This window comes from Kitasatospora sp. NPDC088346 (assembly GCF_044740765.1).
Lineage (GTDB): Bacteria > Actinomycetota > Actinomycetes > Streptomycetales > Streptomycetaceae > Kitasatospora.
In genome coordinates this window covers 16,136-37,644 of sequence record NZ_JBIURH010000031.1, presented here as the reverse complement: position 1 = coordinate 37,644, position 21,509 = coordinate 16,136, and the positions used below count along the sequence as shown (strand labels likewise).

Sequence of the window (21,509 nt, the reverse complement as noted above, 5' to 3'; positions counted from 1 at the left end):
TCGCAGGGTTCAGCGGGCGTGGATGCTGTAGGCGTGGCGGGGGTCGACCGGCTGCGCGGCGGCCTCGACGGGCTGGGCCGCGCCGACCCGGCCGAGCTGGAGGCTGGTGGCGCGGGCGGCCTTGGCACGGGCGCCGAGGGTGGCCCCGACCGGCGGCCGGGCGGCGGGGGCGGCGGCGCGGGTGCGCGCGGGGGAGGCGGCGGAGATGGTCTCCAGGTCCTTGCGGACGCCGCCGAGGGTGGTCTGGGCGCTCTCCAGCACGGCGGAGACCTGCTCGGGGTCCAGGGCCTGCGGGTCGTCGCGCAGCTGCTGGGCGAGGCCCGTGAGGATCTCCTCGATCGCGGCCAGGGTGTTCTGCCGGTTGTTCAGCAGGGCGCCCATCCGGCTGCCGGATTCCGCGGGGGCCGGGTGCACGCGGGTGGCGAACGGGTCCCCTCCGGACTCCGGTTCGGGCCGCTTGCCGGGGCCGAGGTCGGGCGCGGGGATGATCCGGGTGGCGAACGGGTCGTCCCCGGCCGGACGCGGCCGGGAGGGCGCGGGCGGCGCGGTGACCTTGACCAGGTGGGTGTGGAACTGGTCCGCCGTGTTGTCCGGCGAGCGGTCCGGGTCGTACGGCAGGTCGGCCGCCACGCTCAGGCCGGCCGCGCGCAGCCGGGCCACGGTGTCCATGGCCCGCTCGGGGCCGTTGGCCTGCTGCTCGGTGAGGGAGAACAGCGTCGGGTGGCCGGGGACCCGGTAGAAGCCGGCGGCCGCGAGGTGCTTGGCGGCGGCGGGGTCGGCGGTGTTGTTGGTGGCGGTGATGCCGTGCTCGTGGTGGGTGCCCACCGTGACGTCGGCCCGGGCCGACGCGGCGGGACCGGTGACGAGCGGGGCGTCGGGAGCGGGGGAGACACGGCCGGTGACGATCTTCGTGCCGGGCGCGGCGGCGGCCGAGGAGGGGGACGGGTAGCCGGGGTGGGCGTCGTACTCAAACGCCCGGTCCGGGCGGACGTCGGCACCAGTGGAGCGCAGGGCCGCCACGGTCTGGCGGGCGTGGAGCAGCAGGTTGTCGGTCCGGCCGGTGAACGCGAGGTCGCCGCTGGTGCCCGCGAGCGGGGTGAAGCCGTAGTCGGCCAGCAGCCGGCGCTGGCGGTAGGTGGCGTGGTCGAGACCGGTGACGGCGACGCCGTGCTCGGGGTGGCGGGTGATCTGGATGACGGGGCGGTCGGTGATGCGGGGCTCCTAGAGGCTGGCGGCGTGCGTGGGTGCGGTGGAGAGCGCCTGCACGGACGGGGCCGCCTGGATGATGGGGCCGACGCCGAGGCCGCGGGCGGTGACGGCGCTCGCGGCGGTGGCCCGGACGCTGCGCGCGGTCGCGATCGGCGCTTCGACGACGGAGCCCAGGTCGGCGAGGGCGGCCTGCAGGTCGCGCAGGGTGTCGGACAGCCCTGCCGTCTGGCTGAGGGCGATGTCGGCGCGGGCGGCGAGCAGCTCGCCCTGCTCGGCGGGCACCTGGTCGATGAACGTGCTCACGTCGGCGAGCAACTGGGAGAGGTTCGGCAGCGCCCCGGACTTCGGGTCGAGCGCGGTGTCCAGCAGGTCGGCGACGTCCCGGCTGTCGGTGAGCGTGAGCAGGTTGACCTGTTCGAGCACGAGGTCCTCGGCGGCCTCGGCCAGGCGGTCTGCGGAGGCGGGGGGCGTGGCGAGGCCGACGGTGGCGACCTGCAGGCCCAGGCCCTGCAGGACCAGGCTCGCCCTGGCCGCGGAGATCAGCGACTGCCGGTCCCCGGCTCCGGTCGGCGGCAGGTAGATGTCGCGGTCGGGGGCGGACCCGTCGTAGCGCCACCCGAACTGGCGCAGGACGTCGGGCACCAGGCCCTCGGTGGCGTCGGTGGCGGTGGCGGCGACGATCCCCTCGGCCGGGTGGCGTGCGAAGACCACGTCGGCGCCGAACGTTGCCGCGCGGGCGGGGTCTTCCCGGGCGCCCGTTTCGACGGTCAGCTCGCCGGCGTCCAGCAGGTACGCGGCCTGGGCGGCCCGGGAAACGGCGTCGTCGCCGCGGAACTCGTACACCCCGCGGTCGTCCTGGAGCGCGACGGCGCCGTTCTGCTCCAGGAGCCGGTGTGCCGCGTCGGGGGCACGGGGGCCGAGTCGGGCGGTGATGGCGCCGTCGGCGCCGGTGCCGAAGGTGATGTCAGCCATGGAATCCTCGCTGTGGGTTGGGGGTGGGGGATCACCGTCGGCGGGCGGGGGCCGCGGCGGGGGGTGCAGGGGCCGGAGCCACCGGTGCCTGCCGGCTGCTGGGCGCGCGGCTGGCAGCGCGTGCGGCGCGCATGCGGGCTGCCGTCGGCGGACGGGTCTCGCGCAGGACCAGCAGCCGGAACTCCCGGCGGATGTGGCCGGCGAACGTCTGCGGCGCGTCCACGGTGATCGACAGCGCCCCGGTGGGGCGGTGATGGCGCAGTTCCAGGTAGCGCCCGGTGCCGCGGTCGGCGGCGATCATCCATTCGTCGTCGTCGAACGTGCGCCGGGCCTCCACCTCGACCTCGCCCTCGGCGATCTGCTCGGTGACGGCCCGCGTGTCGGAGCTCAGGCGGACGCGGCCCAGCCGCCCGCCGGCCTCGCTCCGCGCCCGGCGGGCGGTCTCTGCGGCGTCGGGGAACGGAGCCTCGGAGTTCAGCCACCCGTAGTGCCGCAGTACGGCGGTCGAACCCTGCTGCGGCTCGTGCCAGTTGCGTACCTCGACGCCCTCGGCGATCAGGCGGCCGATCGCGGCTTCCGCCGCGGCGCTCTGATCGAACATGGGCAGCGAGGTGCCCATGTGCCACGCGCCGAACGGCTCGGACCGCAGGTGGAAGCCGGCATCGGCCAGGACCCGCGTAACAGCCGGCCTGGGGTAGCGCGGAGCCAGGACGAACTCGCCCAGGTCGTAGTTCCAACCGAAGCGAAGCGGCTGCGGTGCCACACGGCCCGTCATCGGCTCCGACCCGGCGCGGCCGGAGACCTCGGTGCGTCGCGGTTCTGCAGAGCCTGGAGGTGCTCCAGCAGATCGGCCTCGGCCTGGTCGCGGGAGGCAGCGGCGTCCTCCAGGACCTCCAACTGGACGCCGAGGTCCGCGAGCAGCCGGTCGTCGACCCGGCGCTGCCGGTCCGCGCAGATCAGCAGCCGTATTCGCTCGAACGCGACGGCGGTCTCCGCCTTCGTCAGCGCGCGATGGGCATCCAGTACCCGAGCCTCGGCGGCGCCGGGGCGCGCCTGTTCGGCGTGCAGCACCGCGATGCTGGCGCCGAGGGCGGCCTCCACCCGGGAGTCGAGGCGGGTCAGGGACGGCGGGACAGGCAAAGGATTCCTTTCAAGCAGTGGTACGGGCAGACGCAGGCGGCGGGCGAGTTCACAGCCCACGGCCCGGCGAAGCAGGCGCTGCCAGGGGCGGCGCGGCAGGCAAGGCCGCCGGGGTCGGCGCCGACCGGACGCGGGCGGAGGTCGAGCGGGCGGAGGCGGCAGCGGCCGGGCCCGGACGGGAGAGGATCGGCAGGGGTGCGTCCAGGCGCCAGGCGGCGGGGGCGTCGGTGAACCGCCCGCGCGGGTCCGTGGACCACGGCACGACCGGGCCCCGCCGGTGCTCGCTCAGCCCGATCACCTCGACACCATGGGCGTGCAGCACGTACGCCCAGCTGAGCCCGGCGGTGGTGCGGTCCGTGATGACCGCCCGGTGCTCCACCCGGCCGTCCGCCCTTGGCCCGGCGCTGTACTGGCGGCCGGGCCACCGGCTGACGCCAGGGGCGGTGCGCACCTCGTCGGGTGCGCCGTCCAGAAGTTCGGCGCCGAGGGCGGACCACCCCACCGGGACGTCGTCGACGAGGTGACGGGCGAGGGCGTCGACGTCCGCGTCGAACCGGTACTGGAACGCGCCCAGAATCAGCGGGAGTTGGTGGCTGGGGAGGCCGTCGCTGTGGCAGTAGATCCCGCGGTAGCCGCTCGGTGTGGGGCGGGCGATGACGGAGCGTGTGGACAGATGATCTCCGAACGTCGGAACGAGGCGGGCCTGCTACCGGCTGCGGCGGTTGTGCGGGTCGGGGCCGCCCTGTTCGGTGAGGGCGGCGGCGGGTACGACGGCTCGGCGCTCACTGGCGCATCCCGGTGGCGCGGGGTGCTGCGGTGAGGGCCGGCGCCTTGGCGGGCAGGGCATCGCGCTGGGGCGGGGCCGCCGCGGCGGACCGGGCGGTCGCGGCATCCGCCCGAGGGGTGTCCGACGCAGGGATTGGCAGGATCGGCTCGTGCCCGAGGACGACCGCCGCCGCATCGAGGTCGTCGTAGGTGATGACGTCGAAGAAGCGGTTGCCCTCGGTGGTGAGCACCGCCGCGGTGCCGTCGGCCGGGTAGCTCGCCAGCAGGCGGGTGGGACCGGCGGCTTGGCTCAGGCGCGCGTGGACCACGAGACGCCCGGCCGCCACGTCCGCGGCCACGGCATGGACCCAGATCGTCCCCGGCAGGCGCGTCAGCGACGGCGCATCGGTCGCGGGCTCGGCCACGGCCTGCCGCTGCTCGGCCTCGCTGTAGAGGCGGAGCACGTCGTAGCCGGCTGCGGTGAGCAGCCGTGTGGCGTCGATGACGAGCCGCGGTACGACCGACGGCGAGGTGTCCCGAGGGGGCCGGTGCAGCCCGGTCGCGTCGTCGCGCACGAGTCCGGCCTGCTCCAGCCACTGACGGCTGGCCCGGTCGACCGGCTCGGCGGCGAGGGTGGCGCCGGCGGGGTCGGCGGCGAAGGTGATGGTGGGTGAGGGCACAGGCCTCCGATGCGGGTGGTCCGGTCGGGCGGGGTGTGACGGGGGTCTACTCGGCGTCGGGGCTGGAGTCCGGGTCGTGGACGTAGCCGAAGACGATCCGTTCCAGCTGGCCGAGGAGCAGGTCGCCGTGCTGGCGGAAGGCGTCGAGGCGCTCGGCGACGTAGTCCTGCCGGTCGGCCTCGGCGCGAGCGACGCGCGCGAGGTTACGGGTGGAGAGCCGTCCCCATTCCAGAAGGTCTGTAGGCGTGGCAAGGTCCATCCACACCCAGATCCCCGAGCCCAGCTTCAGCACGCCCTCGGGGTGGAACATCCCGGACTTCCGCCGGGGGTTGGGGCTGCGGCGCTCACCCCACCCGCGGACCAGGCCGTGGACGAGCTTGTCGAGAGCAGCGGCCTGTACGTGGGCTTCGAGGTCGGTGGCGGCGAGACGCTGGCGGACCTCGGCTTCGAGGTCGCCCTTGCGGAACCGCCCGCTCTGGTCGGTTACGGCGTGCGCTGCCTCGTCGACGATCTCCCACAGCCGGAGTTCGGCAGTCACACTCATGCGGCCTCACGCTCCCGCCACGCCTGGGCCATCTCGGTGAGCGCCACCATGGCCTGCTCGATCACCTCGCCGGTGATCGCCCGGCCGGTCAGCATGAACTGCGGGTCGTAGAGCGCCACGGTGTCGGTACCGCGTGCCTGCGCGAGCGGCGGAACCACCTCGCACAGGAACTGGGTGGCGACCTTTCGCCTGCGGATCTCCTCCTCGGCGCGTTCCTTGCGCTCGGCCCACGCGGCGGGCAGGCTCAAGTCGCCTTCGACGACGCGATCCGCCAGCTCGGGGTCTTCCGCGCGGAGCCGGGCGAGCTGGTTCTCGACGGAGTCCGCCTGGGCCTTGGTCTCCCGAGCGGCCTTGTACGCGTCGTCCAGGCCGACGGCGCCGTTGATGACCTGGTCCACGAGGTCGGGGGCGTGGCGGAGGACGGTCAGTGCCTGACCGATCCGGCCAAGCGAGACGCCGGTCCGTTCAGCGATTGAACGAGCGGACCGTTCACCCGCAGAACGGCCGTCCTGTTCAGCCGCTGAACAGTTCCTCGCTGTGACCATGGCAACCTGCCCCTTGGTCAGGTTGCGCCTACGGATGTTGATCTGCAGCGCGAAGTCGGCCGGGTCCGGGCCGTCGTAGGTGGCGAATCGCGGCTCTACGCCGGCGATCTCGCAGGCCTTGAGGCGGTTGCGGCCGTCGAGGAGTCGACCGCTGGTGTCGAGCATGATCGGGTTGTACTGACCCTTGGCCTTGATCTCTTCGGCGAGAGAGAGGAGTTCCTCGTCGTCGAGCATCGGGAAGGTGTTGGCGGTGGGGTGGAACTCGATGGTGGTGTCCTAGAGTTGAGGGGAAGGGCCGTCGCCGACCGCTGTGTCAGGGCTCGCGCTGTCACACGCTGACGCTGGCTGGTTCGCGAGGCGCGGCCTGCATCCTTGCGTCGGTGTCGAACAGTTCACGCTCGGCCGGATGCAGAAGATGCTGGACCACGAAAGACCTGCCCGCGATCTTGTAGAGGCCCCGGCCGCGGGTGAGGGCGGCGATGGCCTGGGTCTCGACGCCGGTCAGGCCGAGCAGGCTCGCGGTGGCGGCGAGCTGGTCGGGTTCCTGGCGGTAGATGATGCGGGTGGCGCAGTCGCTGAGGAGGCCCTCCGCGAGGGCGCGGCCCCGGGATCCGGCGTCGCCCGCGGACAGCAGGTCCGACAGGCGGTGGATCACCAGGAGGTTGGCGATGCCGAGGCCTCGGCTGAGCTTCCACTGCTGCTGCATGCGCTCCAGCAGCGGCAGGTGGCGCATCAGACGCCACGCCTCGTCGTAGACGACCCAGCGCCGTCCACCGGCGGGGTCGGACAGGGCGGCTTCCATCCATGCGGAGGCGCAGGTCATGGCGAGGATCAGGCCGGTGTCGTCGCCGGCGGTGCCGAGGCTGGAGAGGTCGATGCTGAGCATCGGCGCCGTCGGATCGAACCTCACGGTCGACGGGGCGTCGAACATTCCGGCCAGGTCGCCCTGGACGAGACGGCGCAGGGCGTGCGCGAGGTCCTCAGCCGCTGCGCCGAGGCGTCGCGCGGGGTCTCCGAGGGCGTCGTCGAGGCGTCGGGCGTTGCCGAGCATGGCGGCGACGTCGCCGAGCAGCGGCACCCGGTCGGTACGGTGGGCTTCGGCGACGACCTCGTCCAGCGCGACGTCGAGAGCGGTGTGCTCCATCGGCACCAGGTCGCGGTGCAGCACGGTGCGGGCCAGCGAGGCGAGGAGCAGGAGGCGGCGCTTGCGGACTTCGGTCGCCCACTCGGCCGGGTCGGCAGCGGCAGGCGTCGTGGGGGCGTCGAGCGGGTTGAGCCGGCCGCTCATGCCGGGGCCGAGCGCGATGGTCCGCCCGCCGAGGGCCTCGGCCACCGGGGTCCACTCGCCCTTGGGGTCGCAGGGGATGTAGATCTTGTAGCCGTGGGCGATGCTGCGCAGGGCAAGGGACTTGGCGAGTGCGCTCTTGCCCATGCCGATGACGCCGGCGAGCAACAGGTTCGGATTCGTGAACCCTTCGATGCGGCCGTACAACTCGAAGGGGTCGAACGAGAAGCCGGCTTCGGCGTGGACGTCGCGGCCGATGTACATGCCGCCGGCGCCGAGGCCGCCCTCGGCGAGGAAGGGGAACGCTCCGCTCGCGGTCGCGGTGGTCATGCGGTGGGCGGGGAGTTTGAGCTTGCCGCCGCGGGCGGAGGCGGCGCCGGGGCGGCCGGAGGACGGGTAGACGGGGCGGGCGTCGAGTTCGTCGACCTGAGTCGTGGTGCGTCGGCGGGGCTGGTTGGCGAGGCGGGCCTCGCGGTGGGCGGCGGCGAGGTCGCGGCGGGCCTGGCGGCGGCGGTCCCGGTCGCTGCGGCTGGGCGTGAACAGGGCGCTGGCGCTGGTGTTCTTGGTCAAGGGGCGGGCGCTCTCTCCGGGCTCAGCGGCGGATCAGGTCGGTGGGGGTGCTGATCTGCCGCACGCGGGTGGAGGCCTTGAGGTGGCGCTGGCAGATGGTGAGGTCGGGGGCGCCTTCGGGAAGGCGCAGTGCGCAGGCCTCTCGGGTGGGCGCGCGTCCGTCGGGGCGGGGGGCGGCGTGGTAGGCGGCGTGCAGGTACTCGCTGACCTGCCACATCCGGATCCTGGCGTTGTGGAGCTGGTCGCCCTCGGCGGTGGCGTGGGCGCGGGTGCGGACCGTGGCGTGGTCGAGGAGCACGTGCAGCGTGACGGCGTGCTCGTGCAGGGCGTCGAGTTCGACGCGCGTCAGTGGCTGGTCGCTGGTCAGCTCGGTGTCGCGGTGGCAGGCGAGGGCGGTGGTGGCGAACCCGATCAGGTTCGGCTCGTCGTGCATGGGGTGCCCTTCGGCGGTCAGAGGCGGGCCAGCGGGAGGGCGGCGGCGGTGAAGGCCTCGGCCTGCTGGAGGGTGAGGCGGCGCAGGTCGATCAGGGCGGCGACGGCGGCGGTCTCGACCTGGGCGCAGGCGGCGCTGAGCTGCTCGGCGTCGTCGGCGGACACCACGAGCAGGCCGGTCATGGCGACATCGGCGTGTCCGGCGATCAGCTGGAGCTCGCGTGCCTTCACGTCGGCGTACTCGACGGTGTCGGCCTCGGAGTCGACCTGGCCCCGGCGCACACGCTCGGCGGCGTCGGCCACGATGGTGGCCTTCTTGCGCTGGACGTCCTTGAGGGCGGCGTCGATCTGCTGCGGCGTGTAGTGCAGGGACAGCGTTCGCCGCACGCCCGAGGAGTACAGGAGCTGGTGGAGGAAGCCTGCCGAGGTTTCGGTGCGGGGCCACTGCTCGATCCAGAAGGTGGCGTGGTGCGCGCTGTCGGTGCGGATCTTCTCGGGTTCCTCGACGAGGACGACGGGGCCGGCGGCGGCGACGTCGGCCTCGGGGCGGCCGGAGTCGGACCAGCGTTCCAGGGCGCCGAGGACGGCGGGGTCGTAGGCGGTGCGAACGACGGCGGCGATCTCGCCGGCGGTGAGCCAGCCGCCGGGCACCAGGCCCGCGCCGCGCACGGACTGGTCGAGCGAGGCGGTGAGCTGGGCCAGGACCGAGAATGCACCGGCCAGGCCGCCGCCGGCCTGGTTGATCAGGCGCCGGGCCTCGCGCAGGTCGAGGGCGATGGCGATGTAGGCCTCGTGGGGGGCCGCGGCGGGGCCGGCGGCTGCGAGCAGGTCGGCGTAGATCGGGCCGGCGACCGGGGTGTTGGGCAGGCCGTGTTCCAGCCAGTACCGCTGCAGGGCGTCGCCGCTGTCGGGGACGGTGCGTTCCAGGACCTGGATGCGGGCGATCTGTCCGGAGCGGGACAGGGCGGCGAGTGCCCGGCCCCAGCCGCGGACGTTGTCGGACTGCGTGGCCGGGTCGAGCAGGGCGAAGGCCCGGGAGGAGACGCGGGTGACGGCGGTGAGTGTCCCCTGCTGCTGGTCGTGGACGGCGCCGAGCCGCCCGTCGGGCGAGGTGACCGCGCGCAGCGAGGCGGCGGTGCCGGGCAGGTGCAGCAGGCCCTCGACGGTTGGCCGGGTGGAGGGCCGGGCCAGCCAGATCAGCTGCCCGCGGGTGCGGCGCAGCCAGTAGCGCAGGCCGATCGGTGCCCACTCGGCGAGGGACCGGCCGCGTATGCGGAAGACGACGGCGACGGCGAGCAGTACCCACAGCGGGGTCAGGGCGAGGGCGCCGAGGATGCCGACGGTCATCAGGACGGCGAGCAGGAGGGCACCGCCGAAGGCGGTGGCGACGAGCTGGGGGAGGGTGAGGCCGAGGAGGATGCCCCGGCGGGAGCGGGAGGGGAACTTGATCGTGGCGGGTGTCTCGCTGGGCGTCAGGGGATGCTCTCGGGGTGCGGGGGCGGGGAGCCTGCCCCTGCTCCTCCCGACGGGGCAGGACCGGGAGGAGCAGGCAGAGACGTTTCTGCACATGGGGCGGGGGGAAGCGCCGGGCCGTCAGGGGGACGGCGGGCGCTGGGGGAACGTGAAGCGCTGGCCGGCGCCGGAGGCCGCGCCTGCGGCGGAAGGCCCGGAGGGCTGTGCGATCACGGGATCGAAGGCCGGCCCGGCGGAGGCGGGGGCGGCGGGTGCCGTGGCGGAGGAAGCCGGGGCTGCCGTGCCCGAGGTCTTCAGGGCAGGGGAGCCGGCCGCCGCGTGGGCTGCCGAGGCTGTCGAGCTGCCGGAAGGAGCGGAGGCGCCGGGGGATCCGGCGCGGGTGACGAGCGGTCGGCCCTTGTCACCGTCGGCGCGGTCGGAGCGGCTGATCAGCGGAACGCCGCCGTCGCCGTCGCCGCTGCGCTGCTGCCCGTACTTGAACGAGGTGGGCGCGGCCTTGGCGAGGTCGACTGCTCCAGGACCCTGCGGTGCGGCGCCGCTGCCGGAGGCGTTGGCAGTGGCGCCGGACTGCGTGCCGGGGATCTGGGCCGGGCCCTGCGGGGTGGATCCGGCGGCGCCGGCCCCGGCCGCGGCTCCGCCGCCTGCGCCCATGGCCATCTGTCCGCCCTTCTTGGCGGCGGCGCTCGCGACCTGCAGGCCGGCGGCGGTCGAGCGGTGCAGGTCGTGCGACTGCCCGTCACCGGCCCAGTGGACGAACTTGTAGATCATGAAGGGCGACAGGAGGACCAGGGCCATGACGACCAAGCCGGCGATGATGTCGCTGAGAGCCTGTATGCCGTCCTTGGTGTCGGACTTCCCGAGGGCGGACACGCCGACCAGCATGATGATCGTCATCACGAGCTTGGAGAACACGACGGTGGCGGTCGCCTCCACCCAGCGGCGCTTCCAGTCGCGGGTCGGCTCCCACGGGCCGCCCGCGGCAGCGAACGGCGCGAGGATCACCAGCACGAGGATCGACACCTTGCGGAAGATCATCATGCCCCAGTAGAGGATCGCGCCGACGGCGCAGCCGAGCGCGACCAGGGACGGTACGGCCCAGCCCAGCGGGGTGGTGATGGTGATCATGCTGACCTTGACGAGGCGCCGCACTGCATCGTCCATCGAGGAGTTGGCGATGGTGAACAGCCCACGCGACAGCGCGTCGACGACCACCAGCGCGACGCTGGTGAAGGAGATCGCGCACATGGCGAAGAACACTGAGCTGATGGTGGCGGTGACGGCCTGGCCGAGGGCCTGGCCGTCACGTCTCCAGGCGGCCCTCACCAGTTGAAGCGTGAAGGTCATCACGATCATGGTCAGGGCGATGGGCAGGATGAGGGCGTAGTTGGTGCGGAACCAGGCGGCACCGAGGTCGACGTTGGTGGTCTGGTCGACGGCACGGCTGGCGAGGTCGACGGCCGACTTGGCGAGGTCGCCGGCCGACTTCGCGATCCAGTTGCCGATGCTGGAGGTGATGGAGTCGGACACGCCGCCGACGACGGTGTCGCACAGCAACCCCGCACCCGGAAGATCACAAAATCCGATGGTGTCCTCCTAGTGGTAGAGCGGGACGGGGGTCAGGGGTAGACGGTGGGGGCGATGGCGGCGAGCGTGCAGTCCTTGCCCGGGCGGCACTGGACGGCGAGGGTCAGCGCGCGGGCCTCGGCGCCCCGGCCGCCGTCGCTCCAGGCGATGTCGACCTTGCCGGTGACGGTGACGGCGTAGATGTACGCCCTGGTGAGGGCGGTCGGGTCATTCGCGATGGCCTGGGCGTAGGTCGCGGGGACGTGGGCCTCGATGTCGCGGGCCGTGGAGGTCTGGGCGTTGTCGCGCAGCCGGGACCACAGCACCGGGTCCGGCACCTGGCCCTCGACGCTGGCGCCGTCGGCGTACTCGATCTCCGGGGTGAGCCACAGTCGCAGGCCGGAGACGAAGCCCTCCTGGGTGACCGCGCGGGCGTCGTAGGTCCACAGTGTCTGGGCGAACGCCGCAGCGAAGTCGGTCGGGCTGGTGGTGTGCGGCGGCCGGGCGACGGTGGGGCCCGCTTCCGCGGGCAGGGTGTCCGGCGGTCCGACCGGTGGGGCGGGTGTGGGATCAGGGCGGGCGGCGGGCGAGGGGCCGGCCGGGGGAGGGGCGGTGTGGCCGCCGCCTGCCAGCCGGGCGAGGAGCCCGGCCAGCAGGCCGACGACCAGCAGCACGCCCAGTCCGATCAGCAGCCGGTGCCGCAAGGGCGAACCGCCGCTGGTGGAAAGGGGCTTGGGCACTTACTTGACCTGCGTCCCGAGCGCGGAGAAGAAGGCCACGAGCCCGTTGGCGGCGCCGAGGAGCAGGGCGACGCCCCCGGCGACCATGGCGCCCTGCTTGCCCTTCTGTTCGGCTCCGTGTGATCCCGAGTGGTGGCCCCAGGCCCAGACGACGCCGGCGACGCACATCGCGCCTACGGTCGCGACCACGGCGAACAGGTTGATCGAGGACACGACCTGCTTGAGGACCGTGAGGCCCGGCAGACCGCCCTCGGCCGGGGCGACACCCGGATCGTAGGCGAGGTGGGAGACAGCCTCGGCGGCAAGGATGAGCGACGACAAACGGGTTCTCCGGAAGGGGATTTGGGCGCGCGAGAGCGCGAAGCGGCGCCGTCGCGGCGCGAGAGAAAGAGAGAGAAAAAGGGGGAGAGGCGAAAGCTCAGGGGGCGACGCGGCGGATGTCGGTCACGCCGGATTTCCACGCACTGAACTGAGCGATCCGCACCACGTCACCCGTGTGCGGGGCGTGCACGACGAGGCCGGAACCGATGTACATGCCCACGTGCTCGGGCCCCTTGGGGCCGGGTTCGGTGAACAGCAGGTCACCGGCCCGCAGGTCGCCGAGCGTGACGACGGAGCCCTGCTTGACCTGGTCGTAGGTGACGCGGGCGAGGGTGGCGCCGCCGGCCTTGTACGCCTGCTGCATCAGGCTGGAGCAGTCGCAGCGGCCCATCGGATCCGGGCCGTGGCTGTCGGTGCACAGCCCGCCCCACTGGTACGGCGTGCCCAACTGGCCCAGCGCCCAACGGATCGCGGACTGGACGGCCTGCGGCACGTCGGTAGGGATCTGGTAGCCGGGCGGAAGGGCGCCCGCCGGGATCAGTCCCCAGTCGGTGTCCGTACCCGGCGGTGTGCACGACCCGGCGCCGGCGACGGGCGCGGTGCCTGTCGCCGGGGCGCCGATGGCCGCACCGACCGCCTGCTGCAGGGCGATGGCCAGCGTCTCCCATTGCGCGTAGGCGTCGGGGAATCCGCTGCGCTGCACCTCCTGCGCGGCGACGGTGAGCGGCATCTCCTGCCAGCCCTTCACCTTCAGCAGCGCCTTGTAGAAGGACGTGCTCGCGTACACCGGGTCCATGATCTGCTCGACGGATCCCCAGCCCTGGGACGGGCGTTGCTGGAAGAGGCCGAGCGAGTCGCGGTCGCCGCCGTTCAGGTTCCGCAGCCGCGACTCCTGCATGGCGGTGGCCAGCGCGATCACCTGGGCCCGGGGAGGGACCTGCAGCGCGACACCGGTGGCGACGATCTGTTGGGCCATTGGGATCTGCACGCTCGGCAGATCCAGGCCCGGCACCGGGGTGGTCGGCCCGACCTGGCCGCCCAGGATCTGCTTGACCGCGGCTTCGACCGCCGCCGCGTCCACAGCCTGTGGATTGCCCGAGGTCGAGCACGCGGCGGAGGCGTCCTTGGCGGTGACGATCGCCAGGGGAAGGATCAGCGCGAACGGTGTCAGAAGAACGGCGGCGCCGAGACCGGCGGCGACCTTCTTCACACGGCCCGCCGGTCGGCCGCACCCTTTCGGTCGGCGCCCGGCGGGCGGGCAAAGGTGGAGATGGGCAGGTTGATTCCCGTCACGTGGAAACTCCGATCGTGTGGAGCGCGGGCGGCTCGTCCAAAGGCGTCCCGGCGCAGCGGTGAGAGGGTCGAATGACACCCGAGAGATTGGCGCCCGCAGTAACCGGCGGAAGTTCCCGCTTCCATCGGTGCTGGTCAAGGCACTCTCGGCGTCGGTGAACACGCTAAGGGCCCGCATATCTCCCGTGCAAGGAATTCACGGATATCCGCGAATATGCGTGAATTCCTTGCACGGGAGATATTGCGGCGCCTATGGTCTCTCCAGGCCCGCCGGTGTACCACGCCGCGGGCCTTTCTGTGCGCCGCCGAAAGGCCATGGCGCAGCCTGTTGGCCCCCATCTTGCGAGGTTCCTTGCCCGACTACACCCTCCACCGGGGCGATGCCCTGACCCGCCTGAGTGAACTGGAGAGCGGCTCCTTTGACTGCGTGATCTGCGACCCGCCCTACAACAGCGGAGGCCGCACCACCCAGGAGCGCGTCGGCCGGTCCGCCCGCGACAAGTACACGACCGCGGGCTCCAAGCGGGTCCTGCCGGACTTCCCCGGCGAGAACAAAGACCAGAGGTCGTACGGCTTCTGGCTGTCCCAGCTGCTCGCCGAGGCCTTCCGGCTGACGGTGGACGGCGGCACCGCCTGCATCTTCGCGGACTGGAGGCAGTTGCCGACCACCACCGACGCGATGCAGGCCGGCGGCTGGCTGTGGCGCGGCATCGTGCCCTGGTACAAGCCCTCCGCCCGCCCGCAGAAGGGGCGCTTCACCCAGAACGCCGAGTTCGTGGTCTGGGGCTCCAAGGGAGCGATGGACGGCGACCGCAACCCGGTCTACCTCAAGGGGCTCCTGGAGGGCAGCCAGCCCAGCGGCTCCAAGCGCCAGCACATCACGCAGAAGCCGGTCGGCATGATGCGCGAGCTGGTGCAGATCTGCCCGCCCGGCGGCCGGATCCTCGACTTCACCGCCGGATCCGGGTCCACCGGGGTCGCCGCTCTCCTCGAAGGCCGTTCCTTCCTCGGCGTGGAACTGACCGACCACTACGCCGACATCGCCGAGCAGCGCCTTGCCGAGGCCAAGCTCGCCGCCGAGGAAGCCGCCGTGCAGCCCGCGTAGCCCGCCCTGCTCCTCCGCGCGCCGCCCCATCCCGATCTTGGAGTCGACCTGCCCAGCAACTGCCCCGCCATGCCCGCCGCCGAGCCCGAAACCCCGGACAAGGACTGCTTCGACGGCTGGAGCCTGCACCAGCTCCCGGACGGCGGAGAGGTGTTCGCCAGCCCCTGCCAGCGGGTTCGGCTGCACTTCCCGTCGACACCCGCCTGGGACAGCGCCGTCACCGTCGCCGCCTACAACGGGCCGACCGGCGAGCCGCTGTGGCGCGCCCGCTTCGACGACACCGCGCCCGACACGGTGATCGGCTCGCTGATGTGCGCGCTCGCCCACGACCTCGCGCAGCCCGACCGCTACGACCAGCAGCGCGCGCTCGTGGGACCCGCTGTCGAGGACCCGGACGACCTCCTGGCCTCGGCCAGGCACTGCCCCGGCGCCACCTCGCCCGCTTGGTGCGGCTGCCCCCGGGCCTTCGGCCTGGACCGCACCTACCTCACCCGAGCGGGGTGGCGGCTGTGGGGCCTGCACGACGACGGACGCCGCTGGCACGCCCACTTCGACGCGGCGACACCCGCCCACCTCATCGCCGCGGCCTGCCACCCGCTCGACGAGCACCCCACCTGCGGCTTCGCACCGGAGACGGCCGACGGCCCGCACGCCGGCCGGGCGAGCGCGCCGCTGGAGACGCTGCTCGCCGCCGCCCGCAAGGTCGTCGCCGAGACCGGACGCACCTCGGCGACGGCCCTGGCCGAGGGCCTGCGCGCCCGCGGCATCCCCGTCGGCACCGCGCGGGCCCGCAAGATCGCCGCGCTCCTCAAGGCCGAACGCGCCGCCAGCCTGCTGTAGAACCCGCACGCAGGGCGGCCCCGGAACAACCGGGGCCGCCCCCACCTCTCTGGAGCACCGATGACGCCGCCGCCCGCCCACGACATGCCGATGGTCGTCCACCCCGGATACCTCGCCGGCCCCGGCGACGCCCCGCACGCCCTGCACACGTTCACCAGGGGACGCGAGGACTGGACGCTGACACCGGTCGGCAACCAGCTCGTCGCCGCGCACCAGCGGCACCCCGTCCTGCTGACCCTCGACCCGGACGACGACGGGCCACGCTGGACGATGGCCTCCCTGAGCCACCCCGCCGGCCTGCTCGAATGGCACGCCACGTTCGATGCCCGAACCCCGGCCGAGGTCGTGACGGCCGTGGCCCGCCGCCTCGCCTTCGCCCTGGCCCAGAGCACCGACGCCGAACGCGACCGGCAGCTCTGGGGACACGACCACCCGGTCGCCGGTACCGCGGACGCCCTCGACGCCGAAACCACGCGCGCCCACCACTGGACCCGCGCCGGCGACCTGCGCACCACCCTCACCCTCGACAACCCCGACGGCACCGCCGCCCTGCGCGTCCACCGCTTCGTCGAACGCTCCGGCAGCGACCCGCTCGACACCGTCTTCACCCTCCGCGCCGGGGCCCGCGGCCACCAAGACGACTGGTGGCGAGCCGAGTTCAGCCGCTGCATCCCCACCGCCGTCCTCCTCGCCGCAGTGCGCACCGTCACCGACCCCGGCCACTACGAGCGCCACGCCTCCCAGATCCCCATGCTCCACCGGTCCCTCCTGCGCACCCACCCGGTGGCCCGCCGCCGCCCGCAGGCCCGTCCGTGAGCGATGACCACATCCCGTCGCCCCCGGCCTCCGGAAGCCGGGCCCTGGCTCCCGACACCCTCGTCACCGTCACCCCGGGCCACCTGGCCGGTCCCGGCGACCCCGATGCGGGCTTTGCCGAGTTCTTCGAGGACTGCCCCGGCTGGAAGCGCTACCGTCCGAACGACGAGACCTCGGTCGCCGTCCACGAACAGCTCACCGCCAGGATCGAACTCGACCACGAGGCGACAACCGGACCACGCTGGACCATCGCCTCCTACGAGTCGCCGGTCGGCGAACTCGACTGGCGGGCCACGTTCTGCACCCGGACGCCGGTCGAGGTGGTGATGGCCGCGGCCCGCCAGCTGTCCGCAGCGCTGAACTCCTTCTCGGCGACTGCGAGCGACGAACTCCTGTGGGGCCGGCACCCCCGCCGCGAAGCGATTCTGCAGTCCGTGGCGGCGGGCGACCCGCCCTGGCAGGAGTACCAGCCCGCGCAGGAGTTCATCCGCCCCGACCGTACGGGCGGCATCCGCACACAGGAATCCGGTGCGCACCACCCCGCCTCGGCGGTGGAAGTCACTCTGTGGGCAGGCCCGCGAGGATACGCCGACGCCCGATGGCAGGCCCAGTTCACCCGGAACACCCCGAGCATGCTGATCACGGCCGCTCTCGACGAGGTCGTCCAGCCGCTGCCCGCCACGCGGCTCATGAACCAGGTGCCCGCGCCCAACCTGACGCAGGTCCGCGCCGAGGCGCGGCACCCGCGCCGAGCAGCCGCCGCCGTCCGCGGACGCCACACGTCCCCTGGCGCTCATGCGCTCCGGCCCGGTTCCACCGAGTCGGCCATCAGGCAGGCGAAGCGACGCTCGTGACCGACCCAGTGCCACAACGGGAGAGCACGAATGCCGTTCCGGCGGTCGTACCGAACCGGGCACCAGCACCGCAGCCGTGGCCGCGCCCGCGGGCGCGGCCACCAGGACCACCAACGCTCCTGCCGCGCTTCCGAGCAGGAGCCGGACCCGCCCACCGCCAAGGCCCCACCCCCGATCCCTACGGAGACCCACCTGACCTCCACCACCCAGGCCGCGGCAACCGAGACCGACGGAGACACCCACGTCCACCCCGTCTACCTGGCAGGCAGCCGCTACACCGGGGACTTCGCCCTTCAACCGCTCCTCGACCTACCGGACACTCGGGCCCACAACGACGAGTACGGCAACTTCTACCTGACCACCGCAGACGGTCGGATCCGCATCGGGTTCATCCCGGAGCAGGACTGGGACACCCTGTGGCAGCTCGCCGTCGCCCCGGGGCCCTTCGCCGACCCCCACTGGGTGGCGAGCTTCTCCGATGACACACCGACCGAGATCGTCACCGCCGTCACCACGAAACTCGCCGACCTCTACCGGCCGAGCGAGGACGCATGGCTCACCGAGCGCACCGCCGGCCCACTGGAGTGGATCGCACCCTACGCCGCAGCCGGCTGGACCGCCCACGAAGTCGATACCGGACAGCTCACCCTGCACTCACCCGACACCCTGGCCAAGGTCACCTACAGCCTGCGCCCGCTCGCCCGCGAGGACGCCGAACAGGCCGGCCAGGACGGCCGGTACACCATCGGCACCGTGTCCAGGACAGGCTGGTACGGACGGTTCAGCAGCGGCACACCGTCCCGGATCCTCGACGCCGCCTCCGCCGCCATGCTCGACCCCGCCCCCATCCCGCGCTACCGCAGCGAACTCGGCCCCTACAGCCGACGAACGGCCTCGATCACGCCGATCACCCCACCGGCTCCCACCCCGGCCGACCTCCAGCGGGCCGCAGCCCGAGTCCGCACCGCCCCGAGGATCCTCCTAGCCGCCCCCGCCGACGCCAGCACCCGGCTCGCCTGGACCACGACCACGCCCGGCCCGAGACGCCGCTGACCCCAGCCGCTACCCCTTCCCGTGCAGCGCCGCCGCGCCCGACGCCTGCACCGCGGCCGACAAGGAGAAACCCCATCCCACCCACCTACACGATCAGCCGCTCGGCGACCACCGGCACCATCGCCGAAGGCCCCTTCGACGACCTCGCGCTCACCCTCCTGCGGCGCGAGGGTTTCAACGACATGCACATCGCAGGCGGCACGCTCCACGCCCAACTGCCCCACCACCTCAGCGAGCAGGACCAGAACCGGGCAGCCTCCTCAGCGGCGAGTCTCCTGCACGCCAACGGCTTCACGGTCGACCTCGACCCGGCACTCGGCACCCCGCCGCCCACCGCCGCCTTCGTCCCCACCGCCGTCCCCGACCCGGCAGCCGCCCTCGCCGACCTGACCCACCGCCTGAGCACGGGCGACACCGGATACGACGGAACAGCACGCCTCACCCAGGCCGTCCTCGGGCCCGACGGCGCCCTCGCCCAGCTCGTCGCCTTCACCGAGGGCGCCGCTGCCTGGAGCGCGAGGCTCGGCCACGGGCCGGGCGACGACCTGTCCGACCTCCTCGCCGAGAGCGCCGACACCCTCGGCGAACTCCAACGAAGGCTTGGCGACACCGCGACACGCATCACCACCATGGGCGCCAGCTGGGAACCACACCGGTCCAGCCCCCGCCAGGCAGCAGCCACCGCCGGAACCCACTCGACCAGTACCGGCACCACTCCCGCGCCGCAGACACCGGTACAGGCACCGTCGGCAGAACCCCACCCCGGTCGGCGCCGATGACCGACACCACCCCATCCCTCGTCACCTTCGGCACGTTCGGCACCACCGTGGTGGCCGTCGGGGCCCGGCCCGAGCGCCACCCCGACGCCGCCCGCCAGCTGGAGAAGGCCGGCTTCGCCTACCGGCCGGACGCCGGCGTGCACGAGCTGCCCGCCGAGACCCACCCCCAGGACGTCGTCCTGCGCATCGAGTTCGCGGCCGACCTCCTCACCGCCGCCGGGGTCGACGGCCTCGGCATCGACCCCGACCTGACCCGGCTGCTGGAGCAGCAGGCCCGGCACCTCGCCGCACAAGCCCACACCGCAGGCCTTCCCGGCCCGGACGGCCCACCTGCCCCGACATCCCGAGACCCGCACGGAGGTGCCCCGTCGCCGACCCGGACACGATGATCGACGTCACCCCCCGGTACCTGGCCGGGCGCGACTACAGCAACCAGGTCTTCGACCGGCTCGTCACACGATGGGGGTGGGGCCGCGCCGATGCGACCGAACTCAACCAAGAGTTTGGCTGGAGTCCCGACCATCGATTCCGCCTCGGGGCCGGCCAACTCGACCCCGGCGCGTGGTGGCGCATCGCTGCGGCGAAGGAACCGCTCGGGCCGCCCGAGTGGCAAGCGGGCTTCTCCCAGGAGACCCCGCCCGAGATCGTCCTCGCCGTCACCGAGGAACTCGCCCGCACCGGCTCGGCCATCGACTGGACCGGCGAGAGCCATCCGGCGCTCAAGGCCCCCACCGACCGCCGGACCCTGATCCACACCCTCCTCGACGCCGGCTGGCGCAGCACCTACCGCGACGGGCGCCTCGACCTGGAGGCCCCCGACCACCTCGCCCGCGTCCAGATCCGCATCGACCCGCACGGCGACCCGTTCGACCTGATGAGCCAGCCCCACCTGTACGTCGAGGTCGGCCCCCGCGACACGGGGGGCTACCCGCCGTACTGGCAGGCCATGCTCACGACGACCGCCCCCACCGTCGTCGTCGACGCCCTCGCCCAGGCCCTCACCGACCCCACCCCCCTTCAGCGCGACCGGGACTGGGTGGACGAGGAACTGCTCGCCCACCTCGGCCACACGGTCGATGGTGTGCTCGCCGACACCGATCCACAGGCTCCCGAGCCGCGCGAGGCTGCCCGCCCGTACACCGAGACGGACCTGCGGGAAGCGGCAGCCGAGGTCTGCGAGGAAGCGCTGGAGTGGACCGAGGACCTCGACCTCACACCCGACATGTACATCGAGGACCGGCTCATCCCCAGCAGCCGAACCGGCACCCCCACGACGTGGGGCCAACTGCCGTCGGAGCAAAAAGCCCTGGCGTACCTGCTGGTGACCGACATGGTCGTCGCGGCCGCGGCGAGTGCACCGGCACTCCTCGACCTTCCCCTGGGCGCCAACCTCGACCCGCTGCCCGCGAGCCGAAAGCCGACCCCGCCCCTCGCTGCGAAGCTCAGCGAACTCGCCTTCACCATAGGCGACCTGAAGGACGCGGCAGCCTACGCCGCTGCGGCGCAGATCAACGGGGTGGACCTCAGCGGAATCGCCGATTCGCTGCACGACCGGCCGGTCGGCGACGGCACCAAGTGGACCTGGGGATCACTGCCGACCGCCCAGCACAAGCAGGCGCTCCACGAGATCGACCGCCTGCTGACCGGGGCTGCCGAGCGCACCCCGGAGCTCTTCGCCCCGGACTTCAGGCCCGCGCCGCTGGCCCTCGTCACCCCGGTCTACCTCGCCGGCCCCGGCCATGACCGCACCTCTGCGGCCAAGCCCTTGACCGACCAGGGCTGGACCACTGAGGAGCAGGGCGACACCACGGTGTACACCAGCCCGTGCCGACGGCTGTGCGCCCAGTCGACCATCGACGATAAGGGGACGAGCTGGACTGCCTCCCTCCACTACCCGCTGGGCGGCGAGGAGGTCTGGCGGGCCAGCGCGGACCGCCGCACCCCGCCGGAGATCGTGGCCGCCCTGCACACCGTCCTCGCCGCCAACGCGGCCGAGCTGGTCCGGCCGTCCCGGCACACCGCACACGGCCTCGCGCCGGTCATCGCCGCAGGCTGGCACGACAACAGCACCCGCGAGCACCTGATGTGGGACTCGCCGGACGCCGAGACGGCCAGCGTCTACCGCTGCACCGCCCCCGCCGGGCAGATGTTCGCTGGGGAGAGCCGCGCCTGGCAGATCAGCGCCGGCAAGCTCGGTCCGGGCGAAGTCGAGGGCTGGACCGTCGAGATGTCGGAGAACATCCCGGCCCCGCTGCTGGAAGCCGTCACGGCCGCCATGACCGACCCCACACCGGTGGCCCGCCTCGGCCGCGACCTCACCTCCGAGCACCTGCTGTACCTCGACGTCCGCCCGCTCGTCCCGCAGACCCCGTCCGGCCCGTCCGGCCCGTCCGCGCGGACGCTGGCCGCCCGTACCAGGACAACCAAAGCCGCGCCCGCAGCAGTACTCACCGGAGAAGTGAAGAGCGCGGCGCCGTCCGGGCACCGCCGCCTCTGCTGACCGTCGCCCCTGACGAGGAATCCTGAAGCC

At 73.1% G+C, this 21,509-nt stretch carries 23 protein-coding genes; 8 read left to right on the top strand and 15 right to left on the bottom strand.

Annotation, left to right across the window (positions count from 1 at the left end; translation table 11 throughout):
* Positions 1-9: 9 nt before the first annotated feature.
* The 15 genes from ACIOFR_RS29795 to ACIOFR_RS29725 form a co-directional block, all read right to left on the bottom strand.
* Complete coding sequence (locus ACIOFR_RS29795) at positions 10-1,020, bottom strand: hypothetical protein (RefSeq protein ID WP_401002320.1); 1,011 nt, start codon at positions 1,018-1,020, stop codon at positions 10-12.
* 201 nt (positions 1,021-1,221) lie between these two features.
* Positions 1,222-2,181, bottom strand: a complete 960-nt coding sequence (locus ACIOFR_RS29790; protein WP_401002319.1) for a hypothetical protein — start codon at positions 2,179-2,181, stop codon at positions 1,222-1,224.
* A gap of 31 nt (positions 2,182-2,212) precedes the next feature.
* Positions 2,213-2,944: a hypothetical protein gene (locus ACIOFR_RS29785; protein WP_401002318.1), complete on the bottom strand. Its 732-nt coding sequence runs from the start codon at positions 2,942-2,944 to the stop codon at positions 2,213-2,215.
* Positions 2,945-2,952: 8 nt separating this feature from the next.
* Entirely contained in the window at positions 2,953-3,321 is a 369-nt protein-coding gene (locus ACIOFR_RS29780) for a hypothetical protein (RefSeq protein WP_401002317.1), read from the bottom strand.
* A gap of 49 nt (positions 3,322-3,370) precedes the next feature.
* Positions 3,371-3,823, bottom strand: coding sequence for a hypothetical protein (locus tag ACIOFR_RS29775; protein ID WP_401002316.1), 453 nt, complete (start codon positions 3,821-3,823; stop codon positions 3,371-3,373).
* Between the two features lie 280 nt (positions 3,824-4,103).
* Positions 4,104-4,766, bottom strand: coding sequence for a hypothetical protein (locus ACIOFR_RS29770; RefSeq protein ID WP_401002315.1), 663 nt, complete (start codon positions 4,764-4,766; stop codon positions 4,104-4,106).
* A 46-nt stretch (positions 4,767-4,812) separates the two neighbouring features.
* Entirely contained in the window at positions 4,813-5,310 is a 498-nt protein-coding gene (locus ACIOFR_RS29765) for a hypothetical protein (RefSeq protein WP_401002314.1), read from the bottom strand.
* The gene (locus ACIOFR_RS29760; RefSeq protein WP_401002313.1) at positions 5,307-6,089 is read right to left on the bottom strand and encodes a ParB N-terminal domain-containing protein; all 783 of its coding nucleotides are present in this window, start codon (positions 6,087-6,089) and stop codon (positions 5,307-5,309) included. Before ACIOFR_RS29760 ends, ACIOFR_RS29765 begins: the two co-directional genes overlap by 4 nt.
* A 94-nt stretch (positions 6,090-6,183) precedes the next feature.
* Positions 6,184-7,710, bottom strand: a complete 1,527-nt coding sequence (locus tag ACIOFR_RS29755) for an ATP-binding protein (RefSeq protein ID WP_401002312.1) — start codon at positions 7,708-7,710, stop codon at positions 6,184-6,186.
* Between the two features lie 22 nt (positions 7,711-7,732).
* Positions 7,733-8,143, bottom strand: a complete 411-nt coding sequence (locus tag ACIOFR_RS29750; RefSeq protein ID WP_401002311.1) for a DUF6238 family protein — start codon at positions 8,141-8,143, stop codon at positions 7,733-7,735.
* A gap of 17 nt (positions 8,144-8,160) precedes the next feature.
* Positions 8,161-9,711 carry an SCO6880 family protein gene (locus ACIOFR_RS29745; RefSeq protein WP_401002310.1) on the bottom strand — a complete coding sequence of 517 codons (1,551 nt, stop codon included), beginning with the start codon at positions 9,709-9,711 and terminating at the stop codon, positions 8,161-8,163.
* Positions 9,712-9,735: 24 nt separating this feature from the next.
* Positions 9,736-11,142 (bottom strand): conjugal transfer protein TrbL family protein, encoded by a 1,407-nt coding sequence (locus ACIOFR_RS29740; protein ID WP_401002309.1) that lies wholly within the window; start codon positions 11,140-11,142, stop codon positions 9,736-9,738.
* Between the two features lie 89 nt (positions 11,143-11,231).
* On the bottom strand, positions 11,232-11,918 hold the full coding sequence (locus ACIOFR_RS29735) for a hypothetical protein (protein WP_401002308.1): 687 nt from the start codon (positions 11,916-11,918) through the stop codon (positions 11,232-11,234).
* Entirely contained in the window at positions 11,919-12,239 is a 321-nt protein-coding gene (locus tag ACIOFR_RS29730) for a DUF6112 family protein (protein ID WP_401002307.1), read from the bottom strand.
* A 97-nt stretch (positions 12,240-12,336) separates the two neighbouring features.
* On the bottom strand, positions 12,337-13,449 hold the full coding sequence (locus tag ACIOFR_RS29725) for a C40 family peptidase (RefSeq protein ID WP_401002306.1): 1,113 nt from the start codon (positions 13,447-13,449) through the stop codon (positions 12,337-12,339).
* A gap of 435 nt (positions 13,450-13,884) precedes the next feature.
* Here ACIOFR_RS29725 and ACIOFR_RS29720 point away from each other — a divergent pair, with 435 nt between their 5' ends.
* The 8 genes from ACIOFR_RS29720 to ACIOFR_RS29685 all read left to right on the top strand — a co-directional run bounded on the left by ACIOFR_RS29720 (position 13,885) and on the right by ACIOFR_RS29685 (position 21,479).
* Positions 13,885-14,637, top strand: coding sequence for a DNA-methyltransferase (locus tag ACIOFR_RS29720; RefSeq protein ID WP_401002305.1), 753 nt, complete (start codon positions 13,885-13,887; stop codon positions 14,635-14,637).
* Positions 14,638-14,706: 69 nt separating this feature from the next.
* Positions 14,707-15,477 (top strand): DUF317 domain-containing protein, encoded by a 771-nt coding sequence (locus ACIOFR_RS29715; protein WP_401002304.1) that lies wholly within the window; start codon positions 14,707-14,709, stop codon positions 15,475-15,477.
* Positions 15,478-15,537: 60 nt separating this feature from the next.
* Positions 15,538-16,293, top strand: a complete 756-nt coding sequence (locus tag ACIOFR_RS29710) for a DUF317 domain-containing protein (protein WP_401002303.1) — start codon at positions 15,538-15,540, stop codon at positions 16,291-16,293.
* On the top strand, positions 16,290-17,147 hold the full coding sequence (locus ACIOFR_RS29705) for a DUF317 domain-containing protein (protein WP_401002302.1): 858 nt from the start codon (positions 16,290-16,292) through the stop codon (positions 17,145-17,147). Before ACIOFR_RS29710 ends, ACIOFR_RS29705 begins: the two co-directional genes overlap by 4 nt.
* A gap of 30 nt (positions 17,148-17,177) precedes the next feature.
* Positions 17,178-18,200 (top strand): DUF317 domain-containing protein, encoded by a 1,023-nt coding sequence (locus ACIOFR_RS29700; RefSeq protein ID WP_401002301.1) that lies wholly within the window; start codon positions 17,178-17,180, stop codon positions 18,198-18,200.
* A 182-nt stretch (positions 18,201-18,382) separates the two neighbouring features.
* Entirely contained in the window at positions 18,383-18,979 is a 597-nt protein-coding gene (locus ACIOFR_RS29695; RefSeq protein WP_401002300.1) for a hypothetical protein, read from the top strand.
* A complete protein-coding gene (locus ACIOFR_RS29690; protein WP_401002299.1) occupies positions 18,976-19,368 on the top strand; it encodes a hypothetical protein in 393 nt (130 codons plus the stop codon). Before ACIOFR_RS29695 ends, ACIOFR_RS29690 begins: the two co-directional genes overlap by 4 nt.
* Positions 19,365-21,479 (top strand): DUF317 domain-containing protein, encoded by a 2,115-nt coding sequence (locus tag ACIOFR_RS29685; protein ID WP_401002298.1) that lies wholly within the window; start codon positions 19,365-19,367, stop codon positions 21,477-21,479. The genes ACIOFR_RS29690 and ACIOFR_RS29685 overlap by 4 nt, the downstream gene beginning before the upstream one ends.
* Positions 21,480-21,509 lie beyond the last annotated feature (30 nt).